At 50.3% G+C, this 14,718-nt stretch carries 7 protein-coding genes; 6 read left to right on the top strand and 1 reads right to left on the bottom strand.

What is annotated here, in order from left to right:
• Window positions 1-92: 92 nt before the first annotated feature.
• From V0288_RS10755 to V0288_RS10735, 5 genes are all read left to right on the top strand, one after another.
• Window positions 93-3,164 (top strand): baseplate J/gp47 family protein, encoded by a 3,072-nt coding sequence (locus V0288_RS10755; RefSeq protein ID WP_332865090.1) that lies wholly within the window; start codon window positions 93-95, stop codon window positions 3,162-3,164.
• A gap of 5 nt (window positions 3,165-3,169) precedes the next feature.
• Complete coding sequence (locus V0288_RS10750) at window positions 3,170-5,407, top strand: hypothetical protein (protein ID WP_332865089.1); 2,238 nt, start codon at window positions 3,170-3,172, stop codon at window positions 5,405-5,407.
• A gap of 40 nt (window positions 5,408-5,447) precedes the next feature.
• Window positions 5,448-8,195, top strand: coding sequence for a hypothetical protein (locus V0288_RS10745; RefSeq protein WP_332865088.1), 2,748 nt, complete (start codon window positions 5,448-5,450; stop codon window positions 8,193-8,195).
• Window positions 8,196-8,336: 141 nt separating this feature from the next.
• Window positions 8,337-9,872 carry a contractile injection system tape measure protein gene (locus tag V0288_RS10740; protein WP_332865087.1) on the top strand — a complete coding sequence of 512 codons (1,536 nt, stop codon included), beginning with the start codon at window positions 8,337-8,339 and terminating at the stop codon, window positions 9,870-9,872.
• Window positions 9,857-11,206, top strand: a complete 1,350-nt coding sequence (locus tag V0288_RS10735) for an ATP-binding protein (protein ID WP_332865086.1) — start codon at window positions 9,857-9,859, stop codon at window positions 11,204-11,206. Before V0288_RS10740 ends, V0288_RS10735 begins: the two co-directional genes overlap by 16 nt.
• A 79-nt stretch (window positions 11,207-11,285) precedes the next feature.
• On the opposite strand, the gene V0288_RS10730 is transcribed toward V0288_RS10735, so the two are convergent.
• Window positions 11,286-11,687: a hypothetical protein gene (locus tag V0288_RS10730; RefSeq protein ID WP_332865085.1), complete on the bottom strand. Its 402-nt coding sequence runs from the start codon at window positions 11,685-11,687 to the stop codon at window positions 11,286-11,288.
• On the opposite strand from V0288_RS10730, the gene V0288_RS10725 reads away from it, so the two are divergent.
• Window positions 11,631-14,717, top strand: coding sequence for a DUF4157 domain-containing protein (locus tag V0288_RS10725; RefSeq protein ID WP_332865084.1), 3,087 nt, complete (start codon window positions 11,631-11,633; stop codon window positions 14,715-14,717). The two genes, V0288_RS10730 and V0288_RS10725, sit on opposite strands and share 57 nt — an antisense overlap.
• Window position 14,718: the final 1 nt, after the last annotated feature.

The following is a 14,718-nucleotide window of genomic DNA, read 5'->3' as shown; positions in this document are numbered from 1 at the left end:
TGGGGGTAGGAGGCGAAATTAGGTTATTTTTTTCGAGAAAATCGAGAATTATTTTTTGATACAAATACTTTACTTTTTCAAAAAAATCTAGTATGTCAGAACAAGACATCATCGGCAAACTAATTTTTCAACTCGGGCAGAGCCAGCGCGAGCGATTCCCTCGGGAGTTGGGAGCGGGTTTCGCCGATATCGACGAGCGGACGAGCGCGGATCTGCTCGAAATCGCCCGATCGCTGGCCGAATCCGTCCATTTCTACCGCGATAATCCAGTCACCCCGTCGGGGGACTGGAGTACCTTTTTTGGCGAGGACATCATTCCCGAAGAGCTATTACAGGGTGAAAAAGCCGATATTCCGCCGCATCTCGCTTTATTTCTGACCTTTCTAGAGCTTTACAAACAGCCACAGAGCGAGATCAATAAAATCACCGCGCGCCATCTCGATTTTTATTATCGGGATGTCCTGCGGAACCGGAAAAAAACGGCGATCGCCGATCGGGTTCATGTTCTCCTCGAACTGAAAAAAAACGTCGCCCCGGTGCGGATATTACCGGAAAACCTCTTTTCGGCGGGAAAAGACCCGATCGATAGAGAATTACTCTACGCTCCGACGCGGGAAACCGTGATTAATGCCGCGAGCGTCGTGGATATCCGCTCGATCTTTCTCGATCGATCCGGACGGGGAACGATCCGTCGCGCGCCGATCGCCAAGTCCTCGGACGGATTGGGCGGGAAATTACCGGAAAACGAGCCGAAATGGTCGGGATTCGGTCATAAAGATCTGCCGATCGCCGAGGTGGGTTTCTCGATCGCCTCTCCCGTCCTGCGAATGCGCGAGGGGACGCGAAAAGTGATCGTTTCCCTAGAATTGCAGGGAGTCGATTTCGCGAGGATCAATAACCAATCCCTACAAAATGCCTTCGACGTGTATATTACCGCCGAAAAAAGCTGGTTATCCCGCACCGTTTCCCCGAAAATCGGCTCTAATAACGTTCTGACCTTCGATTTTACCGTGGCGGCGAGCGAACCGGCGATCGTGGACTATAATCGCGAGATTCACGGCTATTCCTACGATGTTCGCGGCCCGATCGTGCAGATTCTCATCCGCGCGGGTAATAACGTTCTCGGCTATCTCGATTTCGATAATGTAACGGTAGAAGCCGCCAGCGTTGCCGTCGAGGTGTCGGGGATCGCTTCTTTAAATCTAAACGGGGACGGGGGAGCGATCGATCCGAAAAAAGCCTTTCTTCCTTTCGGCCCGCGGCCGACGAGAGGTTCCCGTTTCTCGATCGACTATCCGGAAGCGTTCGCGAAAAAACTCTCGGAAGTTTCTATCACGATCGACTGGAAAGATACGCCGACCAATTTTAACACGCACTATCAACATTACGGGGTATCGAATATCACGAACTCCTCGTTTACCACGAATATCACCTTTCAAGACGGCGGAAGTTGGGCGTATACCGGGAGCAAACCGCTGTTTAATTCTAATAATGCCACGGTTAATCAAACGCTGACCTTTATGGCGAGTAGTCCGTCTGTCTCGCCGAAAGTTAGTGAGGGGATGAAAGTTCACGTTTTGAGCGCGATGACTAGCGCGTGGGCGCGGGAAACCGCCCGAAATTTAATCCTACAAAATCCCGCTCTCGCGTCCTATCAGAGCGAGATGACCGAAACGACACCGAGAGCGCTGGTGTTTTCGCTCGATCGAGATTTTCTTCAGGAAACCTACCGGAAGAAATACATCGAGAACGTGATGAAATACGGCGCGGGAAAAACCGACACGCTCGTGATCTTGAATGAACCTTATATTCCGGCGATCGAGAGCGTTACCCTCGCCTATAAAGCGAGATGCGATCGGGTAAAAATATCCTCCCTCGATCTCGCCGATTTTGTCAATCCCGATCTCGATTTTTTCCACGTCAGTTACTTCGGGGTCACGCGGGAACACGGCTACCAAAGACAACAGCTAGAAATGCGAATTAAAGCGGGGATCTCGCCGAACATTTCCCTTCTACCGAAATACACCCACGCGGGAGAAATGTTAATCGGTTTCGACGCGTTACACGCGGGGGATAGTGTTAGCGTGTTGTTTCAGGTAGCGGAGGGAAGTGCGAACCCAGATGTAGTGTCGGAAAATCTTTCTTGGTTCGTTTTATGTGATAACTATTGGCAACCGCTCGATCGATCCGAGGTGATTCTCGACACTACCAATCAACTGCTCACCAGCGGTATCATTCAGTTCGTCATTCCCCTCTCGGCCACGAAAGAAAACACGGTTTTACCGAGCGATCTTATCTGGATAAAAGTCTCGATCTCTAATAATAGTAACGCCGTTTGTCAATTCATTGACGTGGTAGCTAACGCGATCGAGGCCCGATTTATCGATCGAGGTAACGATCCCGAACATTTACAAACAGCCTTGGAACCGGGAAAAATTACCCGCTTTCAGGACGGGATCTCGGCGATCAAAACAGTAAAACAACCCTACGCTTCTTTCGGGGGAACTCCCGTAGAAACCGATATCGCTTTTTATACCCGTGTTTCCGAAAGATTACGCCATAAAAATCGCTGTATTACTCCTTGGGATTACGAGCGAATTATTCTGGAAGCTTTCCCGAAAATTCACAAAGTAAAATGTATTCCCCACGCGACGGAAAATTCTTGGTTATCTCCGGGGAACGTGTTGATCGTGGTGATTCCCGATCTGAGAAATAAAAACGCGATCGATCCCCTCGCGCCGAAAGTGGACGCGAATACGCTCGATCGAATCACGGAACACGTTGTCGATCGTGCGGGGATGCAGGTAAAAATTAAGGTCAAAAATCCCACCTATCAAAAAATCAAACTAGATTTTAAAGTTCGATTCTATCCCGAGTACGAATTTAACTTTTATAAAACGCTATTAGAGCGAGAAATTATTCAATTTCTATCGCCTTGGGCTTACGACATCGATCGAGAGATTTCCTTCGGGGGGAAAATCTATAAATCCGTCTTGCTCGATTTCGTCGAAGATTTAACTTATGTCGATTATGTTACAGATTTTAAAATGTATAGCTTCACGGGAGAAATTCCCGATTATACTGACAGTAACGAGGTGCGACCCCGAACCCCCGCAACGATTCTCGTTTCCGATTCCACCCATCTCATTAATCCCATCGGCTAGGAAAAATGCTGTCCCAACTCACGATTCCTAAAAAACAATCTCGACCGTTGCCGATGGATCGTCAGCGATTATACGAGATCGGATTACAGTATATCCAGCGATTATCTAGCCGGATCTGGACGGATTATAACGTTCACGATCCGGGCATCACGATCCTAGAGATATTATCCTACGCGCTGACCGATTTAAGTTACCGAACCTCTCTGCCGATCGAGGATTTACTAGCGAGTTACCACGGGGAAACCGACGGAATTCAACAGTGTTTATTCACCGCGCGGGAGATCCTACCTAACCGCGCGCTGACTCTCTTGGATTACCGAAAAATTCTCATCGACATCGAGGGGATTAAAAACGCTTGGTTGTATCCGCACGGCCTAACTTATTACGCGGATATGGAAAAGGGAAAAGTGTTACGGGAAGATCCGGGAGGGAAGGGAATCGTTCCCGTAAATATCGCGGGATTATACGATATTAAAATCGAGTTCGATCGAGATATCGAAGCGGAAGATACCCGAAAAAAAATCCTCGGGTTCGCGCGGCAAAAACTACAGATAAATCGGAATCTCTGCGAGGATTTTGTAGCATTCACGGCGGTCGAAACTCAAGACTTTCAACTGTGCGCGGAAATCGAACTCACCTCCGACGCGAACGTGACGAAAGTACAAGCGATTCTACTCGAACAAATACAGGAATATTTAGCCCCGAGCGTCCGCTTTTATAGCCTCGGGGAAATGCTCGATCGAACAAAATTCGACGGCACTCCCTACACCGTGGACGAGATTTTCGACGGCCCGGCGCTAGAAAACGGTTTTATCGATGACGGAGAATTAAAAAAAGCGGATCTACGGACAGAAATTCGTCTTTCCGATATTATCAGTATTTTGATGGATATCGAGGGAGTACAAGCGGTTCGGGATATCGTCATCAACCCGGAAGGACAGAATATTTCCCTAGAGAATAAATGGGTGATTCCCATCGATGGGGGAAAACAAGCTCGCTTGAATGTTACCGCGTCTCGTTTGGTTTTTTATAAACGAAATATGCCCGTAGTTCCGGGAACTTTCGAGGGGGAAACCACCAACAATTCCCCCGCGACGGATTCCCCGAACGATCTACCGATCCCGTTGGGAACCGATCGAGCGATCGATACTTATTATTCCTTACAAAACCATTTTCCCGAGATTTACGGGCTAAGTCCCGCCGGTTTAGGAAGCGCGGCCGACGATCGACGTAAAGCGTTAGCCTATCAATTAAAAGCCTATCTCTTGTTTTTCGATCAGATTCTGGCGAACTATCTCGCGCAACTGGTAAGGGTGAAAGAACTGTTCTCGATCGATCCGGATCTCCGGCGAACCTATTATTCCTCGCTGGTGACTTCTTTCGCCGATTACCAACGCATCTACGCGGGAAATGATGTCATCGATAACCTACAAAATGCCAGTAACCAGCGCGAGGAAGAAACGAAATTCGATCGACGGAATCGCTTTCTCGATCATCTGATCGCCCGTTTCTCGTCCCGATTCACCGATCTCGCCAATATTCTCTATTCCGCGTTCGAGGAAAGCCCCGAAAATATCATCCGTCTTAAGTGTGAGTTTTTAAGCACTTATCCGACGATTAGCCGAGAACGCGGGTTAGCGTATACCTATAGCCTCACGGAAGATAACGATTTCTGGGATGATGAAAACGTGTCCGGTTTCGAGAAACGATTGGCGAAACTGCTAGGAATTCGCGATTTTCGACGACGGAATTTAAGCGACGGGGGCGAGGGAATGTACGCGATCGAGCATATTTTACTCCTTCCGGAAGAAAAAGACGACCCGTTTTTGCCGATCTGTCCTAACCCGAATTGTACCGATTGTGCCGAGGCCGATCCCTATTCCTACCGTCTCTCGATCGTTCTTCCCGCATATAGCGATCGCTTCCGTAACTCGCACTTCCGACAGTTTGTAGAGGAAGTGATCCGCGAGGAAACCCCCGCGCATATCCTACCGAAAATCTGCTGGATCGACCAGGAAAATATGGCGGAATTCGAGAAATTATACCGAGAGTGGATTTACCTAAAAGCGGAGGTGGATACCGGCGATCGAACCGAAAAACTCCAGAAATTTATTGAAAAACTCTTTGCCGTTAAAAACGTTTATCCTCCTCGAAAACTGCACGAGTGCGACAGCGAGGAAAATCAAGCGAAGTTTATCCTCGGACAAACCATTCTCGGTAGTGAGAAAAGCATTGAAAGCTAATCTGTAACCCTCTTCTCTCGATTCTCTAGGACGATCCACCATGACAGACATTTTTAGAACTCTCCAAGAAATCACCACCGATTACAGCATCTTTGAAAAAGATCAGGTTCTCACCGAAAGTCAACTCAATAGTGTCACGAACTATTTAAACGACCAAAACCGTTTAACCCGAGTCTATTTATTAGGGGTGGGGACGATCGCTGGCTTGCGAGTTTCTCTAGAAAATAACAAAGTTCTCGTGACGAAAGGAATCGGGATTACCACCGATGGCGACCTATTCTATTATAACACCGATACACGGTTCGATCGCTATCTACAATACGATAAATCCTATCCCAAATACGCCCCATTTTACCAAGGGGAAAATATTAACGGCGATGTAGTTCCCGTTCCCGTTTACGAGTTAATCCGTCAGGAAGCGAAAGACGATCGACTTTCGATCGCTTTCTTAAATGAATTTACCGCGCGAACTAATAAAGATTTAAAAAATATGGTCGCGGTCGCGTTCGTGGAAAGTTATATTAACGATCCCGATCTCTGTACGGGAACCGATTGTGATAATCTAGGCAAAGATTGCCAGGAAACACCGAAAATATTATTGATCGAAAAAAGCTCGCTCAACTCCCTTCTAAAACCGACGATACCGACTCCAGATTCCGCCTATAAAAACCTTGATGAAATCGCGATCGATCGACCGTTCATCTCTAACAATTTTATTTCTATTAATGAACTCGCTCAAACGTACCGTACTGTCTGCACTACCCTCCACAACAAATTAATAGCCGCCTTATCGAAAATTTATCCTAACTGTTCCGCGTTTCTCGGTGATGTTTTCCCCTCGAATCCGAGTAATGCCTGGACAACCAAACTCACGAGTATACTCGGTACTTTTACGAATACAACCTTGGGCATTCAATACTATTACGGTTTTCTCAAAGATGTTATCGAGACCTATCAAGAATTTCGAGAGTTATTATTCGGGAATACGACCCTATGCTGTCCCGATCTGAACTGGTTTCCCAAACACTTATTATTAGGGGATGTCGTCAACACTACCGATCCGAATAACAATCGTACCCCCTTTTACCCGTCTCCCGCGGTTAGTCAAAATACCGACTCGTTCAATCATATCAAATTTCTCGCCCGCAAACTGGATACCCTCATTCAAACTTTCCAAGTCCCTCCCGTTTCCGCGCCAATTCGCATTACTCCCAGTCTATCGGAAGACCATCCGTTAGAAGAGCGATCGATTCCCTATTACTATCTTATAAACTCGACAAACCCGATCCATCAATATTGGAATTATTCCCTGAGTCAACGCGGGACGGCCAATCGAAATTACGGGTATCAAGCGTCGAATTACGGAGCGGTTGGTGCGGCCGCCAATCCTCTCGCTGTATCGATCGGTCGTTTTTCTTTGTTCCGAATCGAAGGACATATCGGCAAAGATGTCAATATCGTTTTGCAAACTTTACAGAATGAAATTATTGCGAAAAATTTGCCCTTTACCGTTCGATCGGTTTTGCTCGGAATCGACAAAACGAAAGTCATCAAACGTCCGGGGACTCGCTATAGCGATCTCCATCGCCTACATTATCTATGGCGACAGGATGCCTACCATCAACTGAATGAAGTAGTCCGATTTAGCGATAAATTTAAACTAGAAGTCGATGGAAAAGTCACGGGAGAAAGTAAAGCGACTGACTTCAAGCGAGACGCGGAACAACGCAACGATATTGTTAAAGCAAAAGCAAGCTCCGCCGCAACGAAATTAAATCGCGGTTACACGGCATATAGTGCCGATAAAACTTGGTTAGCCGATGTCTCGCAAACGGTGACGGCCGCGAGTGAATTTAAATACAATATCGGCGATGTGGTGAAAACAGAATTCACCACCCCTTTTGACTCTATCATCGGCAACAGTCGTCTACAATGGCTGGATTGGCTCGACGCGATTATCCAAAGGAAAGAAGACGCGGCAGATGAAAAATTATTGTTCACGAAATTTATCACCGAGCATCCGGGGGTAGAACATTCGGCTGGTGTGACGCGGGGAGGAACTTTCGTGTTAGTTCACGATAGCGCGAATACCGTCGTCGCCGATTTTATGTTGTCCTACTATTGGGAAGATCAAGGGGAAGAAGTACCCGATGAACCACCGCTGACGAAACCACCGATCCGATCGGATTTCGTGATCGATCGAGGTATCCGAATTCTACCTTCCGTGAAAAAAGGATTGACCGATTTCCTAAAAGAACCGGAATTCAATCAGCGTTTATATGATTTCACCTTTGAACCGGTATTCACCCGACCGATCGATCAACAACAGAAATACATGGAGATCTATAAGGATTACGTGAGTTCAACCATCGGTATTTTCAGCCAGATAGAACCGAAAATCGCTTTCCAATACACGAATCCAGAGCTAGGATTTCAGATGCGAGAAGTGTCTCTCAATCAGGAAAAACTCGCCTATCAAAAACAACAACTCGGCAGACCGACTTTAACCGATGTCGAGCGTCAGGCAATCACGGAAAAAGTGCGACAAGCGGAAACGGAACTAGCGACATCGATTCAAAAAACCACCGATTACATCGCTCGATCGAACGTCGATGTTTCCTCCGGAAGTGAGGGATTCCGCGCGGTACTCGATATTTCCAACAGCCTCGGAAATCTATCGCGCGAGGGACAAGCCTACCGCAACCTCCAAACCGAATTAAACAACCTCCAAAAACGCACCACCAGCGCGGGAATAAAAACCATCATCGGCAACCTGATAAATCGATAAAGGGGAGGCAGGAGGCAGGAGTCAGGAGTCAGGAGGCAGGAGGAGATAATACGGTCACTCCATCTCCCCCATCTCCCTCACCTTCCCCATCTCCCTCACCTCCCCCATCTCCCTCACCTTCCCCATCCCCCCATCCCCAAAATGCCCGATCGAACCCATCGAATTCGTAAACTGCGCTGTACGATCGCAACCGGCGATCGAACGGGAGCGTTTACCCTTCGTAAAAATTTACACGATCGCTGGCAAGAAATTTTCCTTCCCGTCCTCGATCGCGCGTTCGAGGAAATCGGTAACGACGATCGAACCCTTCACATCCCCAAGCTAGAATTTCGCCTACAAATTCCCGCGGATGGCGATTTACTGGCAATCCTCCCCGAAATCCTCTACCGACAGTTACGCGAACAACTGCGATCGCTCGATCGAGCCTCATTACCGACCTCGACAGCCAACGGGATCGCCCGCGAGATCACCGCGCGACAAAACCGGTTCGAGATTTTACTGCACTACCTCCGGACGGGATCGATCCCCTGGCAAGTAGCGAGCGAGTCCGCATCGGAAATCTCGATCGAATTGCGGGAAACCTGCCAACAGGAACGATCGTCCCTGCTGAACGCGCTCGAAACCCGATCTGCTTGCAGCAGCGCTTCGCTCCCGCCCGCGCCCGCTTTTTACTTCCGCTGGTTCCAACTTCTCCCGGAAACGGAAATCGTCCCCCTCCTCGAAACCCTAGCCGAGCGATTTTTCAAACTGGAAAAAGCGATAATTCTGCAATTAATTCAATTTATTCTCGATTCCCCCACGATTCCCCTAAATAATCCCGATCGAATCCATCTCATCGCCGAGATCGTCGCGTTAGCCTCGCGATCGAACTCCCTCCCGTCCCCGGATCTCGACACCGCGATCGATCGATCCCTATCGAAAACCGGGATCGATCTCCCCGCGTTCCGAACCTATCTTCCCGTCCCCGTCGCGCGCTGGCTCTCCGATCGCTCGAACCCCACCGCTTCCCTCTCCAATAATCCCCTAGAAACCCAGGAAATACAACCGTTAAGCCACGAAAATACTATTTCACCTCAAATATCGCCCTCGAATGAAAATAGAACCCTCGATCGAGAGATCGGAGCGCTCGATCGAGACAGCCCTTTCCCTCCCGAAATTCCCGCGACCGAAACGAAATTTCCCCTTTCCGTCTTCCATACCGGGTTAATCTTGCTCCATCCCTTCCTAACGACACTTTTCGATGCGGCAGGAATTACCGAACCCGACGGGATAGGGCATCGCGATCGGGCCGCAACGCTCTTGTATTTCCTCGCCACCGGCCGGGAGGATCTGCACGAATACGAACTCGGCCTGATAAAAATCCTCCTGGGATTGGAACCGGAAACCCCGCTTTTCTCGGCCGCGGGAACGTTACGAGAGATCGATCGATCCGAGGCCGAAACCGTCCTGCACTCGGCGATCCACTACTGGAACGTTCTCAAGAATACATCGATCGAGGGATTACGTTCCTCCTTCCTTCAGCGTCCCGGACTATTGCGGAAAACCGAAAACGGTTGGCTACTACAAATCGAACCCCGCGCTTTCGATCTCCTCCTGCAACATCTCCCCTGGAGTATCGGCATTATCAAACTTCCCCGGATGAAATCCCCCCTATACACCGAATGGCAGACCTTTTAACCGATAACGCGACCGATCTCGAACGCGAACTCACCTGGTTCGCGGAAGTTCTCGACGCGCGGCTGAGGCTGTATTTTCACACCGAAACCGACGGGAAATCGATCGCCTCGATCCGGGAAATTCCCCCTCCCGATTTACAGGATTCCGAATACGCCCGATTTCTCCAACAATACGCCTTTTCTCTAGAAGAACGTCTCGCGGTCATCCTCGCGCTGATTCCCCACGTCCGTCCCCAGTTACTCGATATCCTCTGGACGAAAAACGAGGCCATCGAGCGGGGATTTACCGAATTCGGCGGTATGCAGGGCGCAACGCACGGGGGATTTATTCCCACCGGCGAAACCGTCGCGTTTTTAGTCGCCGGGGACGATCTCGCGGCGCGTTTTCAAGCTATCCAGCTATTTGATAGCGATCGAACCTTCTCCCGTCACGATATTCTCTCTCTCTCCCCCACCGCGCCGAACGAACCATTATTAAGCGGCACCTTAACCCTCTCCCGCGAGGTTCTCGACCGATTAACCACCGGAACCGTCCGAAAACCGCACTTTAACCGAGAATTTCCCGCGCGGGCGATCGAGACGCGACTCGATTGGCAACAGTTGGTACTCCCGTTCTCCACCCTCGAACAGCTAGAGGAGATCAAACACTGGATCTTGTACGGGGACACGCTTTTACACGATTGGGGAATGTTCGATCGCCTGCGTCCCGGATTTACCAGCCTATTTTACGGGCCGCCGGGGACGGGAAAAACCTTTTCCGCCTGTTTACTGGGTAAATACTGCGATCGGGACGTGTATAAAATCGATTTAAGCCTGATCGTCTCCAAATATATCGGCGAAACGGAAAAAAACCTCGCCAAAATCTTCGATACCGCGGAAAATCAACGCTGGATTCTCTTTTTCGACGAAGCGGACGCGCTCTTCGGGAAGCGGACGAAAGTAGAGGATTCCCACGATCGCTACGCCAATCAGGAAATTAGCTTTCTCTTGCAACGTTTGGAGGAATTTAACGGCGTTGTCATTCTCGCGTCGAACCTGAAAGCGAATATCGACGAAGCTTTCCTGCGTCGTTTCCAGTCGATCGTCCATTTTCCCATGCCCAAAGCCCCGGAACGATTCCGTCTCTGGAAAGAAGCCTTTTCCCCCAAATCCACCCTAGAGGAAACCGTCGATCTCGCCCGAATCGCCGAAAAATACGAACTCTCCGGAGGTACGATCGTGAATGTAGTCCGTTACGCCTCGTTAAAAGCCTTAAGCCGCCAAGAAAGCCTAATTTTACTAGACGACCTAGAAGAAGGAATCCGCCGCGAACTCCTCAAGGAAGGGAAAGGATAGGGTTTCGGGAAAAGGGGAAAGGGAAAAGGGGATTTTTAATTGTCATCTCCCTCACCTCCTGCCTCCTGCCTCCTGCCTCCTACCTCCTGCCTCCTGCCTCCTGCCTCCTGCCTCCTGCCTCCTGCCTCCTGCCTCCTGCCTCCCTCTTCCCTCCTGACTCCTGACTCCTGCCTCCCTCTTCCCTCCTGACTCCTGACTCCTGACTCCTGACTCCTAAATCATGGAAACCTCTCGCCAGAAAACCGTTAACCGTCCCGCGATCGTGGCCAAACCCGCCGCGACCGTATCGCGCGCGACCGCGAGGGGAACGATACAGCCGTCCTCGATGAAAGTCTCCTCCCCCGGCGATCCCGCGGAGAGAGAGGCCGATCGAACCGCGAAGAAAATCATGCGGATGGCGATTCCCACGGGATCGATCGCCTACGTGAAAACCCCAGAAGGTAGCGTATTCCGGCAGATCGGGTCGGCAGAGAAGGATCAAAAAATACAGCCGAAATTCCGATCGCCCTACATCGATCGATTTCCCGCGGAAAAAATCCACCGTAAGATAGAAGGCCAGCCCAACATCGCCGCCAACGTATCCGCGGATATCGCCAATAGCATGACCACCGGCGCGCCTCTACCCCTCAGCGTGCGCCGTTTCATGGAACCGCGATTTAATGCCAATTTTAGCGATGTTAAGGTACATACCGGCGATAAATCGGCGAAATTGAACCGACAGTTAAACGCGCGCGCCTTTACCGTCGGCAATCAGATTTTCTTCGGAAAAAATCAATTTCAGCCGGAACATCCCGAGGGCAAGGAACTGATCGCCCACGAATTAACCCATACTATCCAACAGGGAGCGGCGATCCAACGGAGCGAGGATGTTTCGGTAACACGACAGGCCCCCGTACAGGTACAACGTCTCGGACTCAGCGACGCGCTCGATTATTTCGCCGATAAAGCGAATTTAATCCCCGGTTTCCGGATGTTTACTATTATTCTCGGCGTGAATCCCATTAATATGAGTTCCGTCGATCGAAGCGCCGCCAATATCCTGCGCGCGTTGGTGGAATTCCTCCCCGGTGGCGGTCTCATCGTACAGGCCCTCGATAATCACGGGGTCTTTGAAAAAGTCGGCAAATGGGTCGAACAACAGATCAAAACCCTCGGTCTGGTGGGAAGTTCCATCAAACAGGCGATCACCGCGTTCCTCGATTCCCTCAGTTGGAAAGATATTTTCGACCTCGGTGGCGTTTGGAATCGCGCGAAAAGTATCTTTACCGAACCGATCGATCGAATTATCAGTTTCGCCAAAGGTCTCGTCACCGGCATTCTCAAGTTTATTAAAGAAGCGATCGTCCGTCCGCTCGCGAAACTGGCCGAAGGTACAGCCGGCTACGATCTCCTAAAAGTCGTCCTCGGCGAAGATCCCGTCACCGGCGATCCCGTCCCCTTCAACCCCGATCTATTAATCGGCGGTTTCATGAAGCTAATCGGACAGGAAGAGATCTGGAACAACCTCAAGAAAGCCAACGGGGTAGCGAGGGCGACCGCTTGGTTTAAGGGAGCGATCGCCTCCGTCGTTTCCTTCGTCCGTCAGATTCCAGGACTCTTTATCGCCGCCCTACAAGCGCTCGAAATCGCGGATATTATCCTCGTTCCCCGCGCTTTCGGCAAATTAGTCAAGGTTTTCGGCGGGTTCGTCAGTCAATTCGCGCGATGGGCCGGTAACGCCGTCTGGAACCTGTTAGAAATTATCTTTGACGTGGTGAGTCCAGGCGCGTTCGCTCACGTCAAGCGAACCGGAGCCGCCCTACGAAGCATTCTCAAAAATCCGCTACCTTTCGTCGGAAATCTCGTCAAAGCGGCGAAACTGGGCTTTCTCAACTTCGCCGACAACATCGGCACTCACCTGAAAGCCGGGTTACTCGATTGGCTTCTCGGCGCGATGCCGGGTGTCTATATCCCGAAATCTTTCTCCCTCGTCGAGATCGCCAAATTCGCCCTATCCGTGTTAGGACTCACCTGGGCGAATATCCGCGCGAAACTGGTGAAAGTGGTCGGCGAAACCGCGGTGAAAGCGATGGAAACCGGTTTCGATATCGTGGTAGCGCTCGTGACTCAAGGGCCGGCGGCCGCGTGGGACAAGATCAAGGAACAACTGGGCAATCTCAAGGATATGGTGATCGGCGGGATTACCGATTTCGTGGTCGATATGGTGGTGAAAAAGGCGATTCCCAAGCTGGTGGCCATGTTTATCCCCGGCGCGGGCTTTATTTCGGCGATCCTCTCCATCTATGACACGGTAATGGTTTTCGTACAGAAACTCTCGAAGATCGCCGCGGTCGTGTCCGGTTTTATCGCCTCGATCGTCTCGATCGCCCAGGGAGTCATCGGCGCCGCCGCGAAACGCGTGGAATCGACCCTCGCCGGATTGCTCTCGCTGGCCATTAGTTTCCTCGCCGGTTTCGCGGGATTGGGGAATGTGGCCGCGAAGATCCTGGGAGTCTTCGAGAAAGTACGCGCCCCCTTCGGTAAGGCGATCGATTGGTTAGTAAACTGGATCGTCACGACCGCGAAAAAACTCTTCGCCAAATTCTTCGGGAAAAAGGATAAACCGGAAGAACGCACCCAGGAACAGAAGAAAGTCGATCTCGCCAAAGGTATCGCCGAAGCGCGAACCCTTTTAGATGACAAAAAACTTTCCGCCGAACAGGTCAAGAAAAAACTCCCGGCGATCAAATCGAAATACAAGATCACCATTTTCGAGCTAGTTACGGACGCGAAAAGCGAGACGAAGGAAACCAGTCACGTTCACGGCGAGATTCATTCTATCCCGGTAAAAGATGACAGTAGCAAGGTAGAAAAAGAAGCCGATCAAGGTTCGGTCACGATCGCCGTTATCTCGACCAAAACGCCGCGGGCTAGTTCGATTCCCACCGTTCCCAAACAGAAAACCGCCCAGACTTCCCCGGCACATTTCGAGTTAGATACAACGAAAGCGATCGCCGGAGTAACCGGGCTACCGGTTGAACCGAACGCGAAATTTACTGCCAAAGAAAAAGGCGGGATCGTGACATTCGAGGCTCCCGACGGCTTTACCGCGAGTCCCTCCGGGCTACTGCTCCCGTCCACTCCCCGTCTATTCGGCACTCTCTCGGGAGACCCCAAACAAAGGGATAAAGAAGAACCTCGTGTCGAGGTTAAAGGAGGTGACTTGAGATTACGGGGACTGAAACGACATCCCGACGCTCTGTTAATCACTCCCGACCAAATCGAACCGTTAGAATTTACCCTCGATGCCACGATGAGTATGAAGGAAACCAAGAGCGCGGAATCTCATAAAATCATGCAGATCCCCGGCACGATCGAGAACCTTCTCCGAAATTTTCCGAGAACAACGCCGGTCGTTTATACGGTATTCGTGCGCGGTGCCGTTCCCCAACAGAGAATCGATGAACTACAGCGAGCGCTCAAGGGAATTACGGGAAATATTGATGTAACCATTAACTTTGTGAGACGGTAAG

It is taken from the genome of Pannus brasiliensis CCIBt3594 (assembly GCF_036688125.1).
Classification (GTDB): Bacteria; Cyanobacteriota; Cyanobacteriia; order Cyanobacteriales; family Microcystaceae; genus Pannus; species Pannus brasiliensis.
Note: the sequence above shows the minus strand (reverse complement) of the source record. Positions and strands in the feature narration are given on the sequence as shown.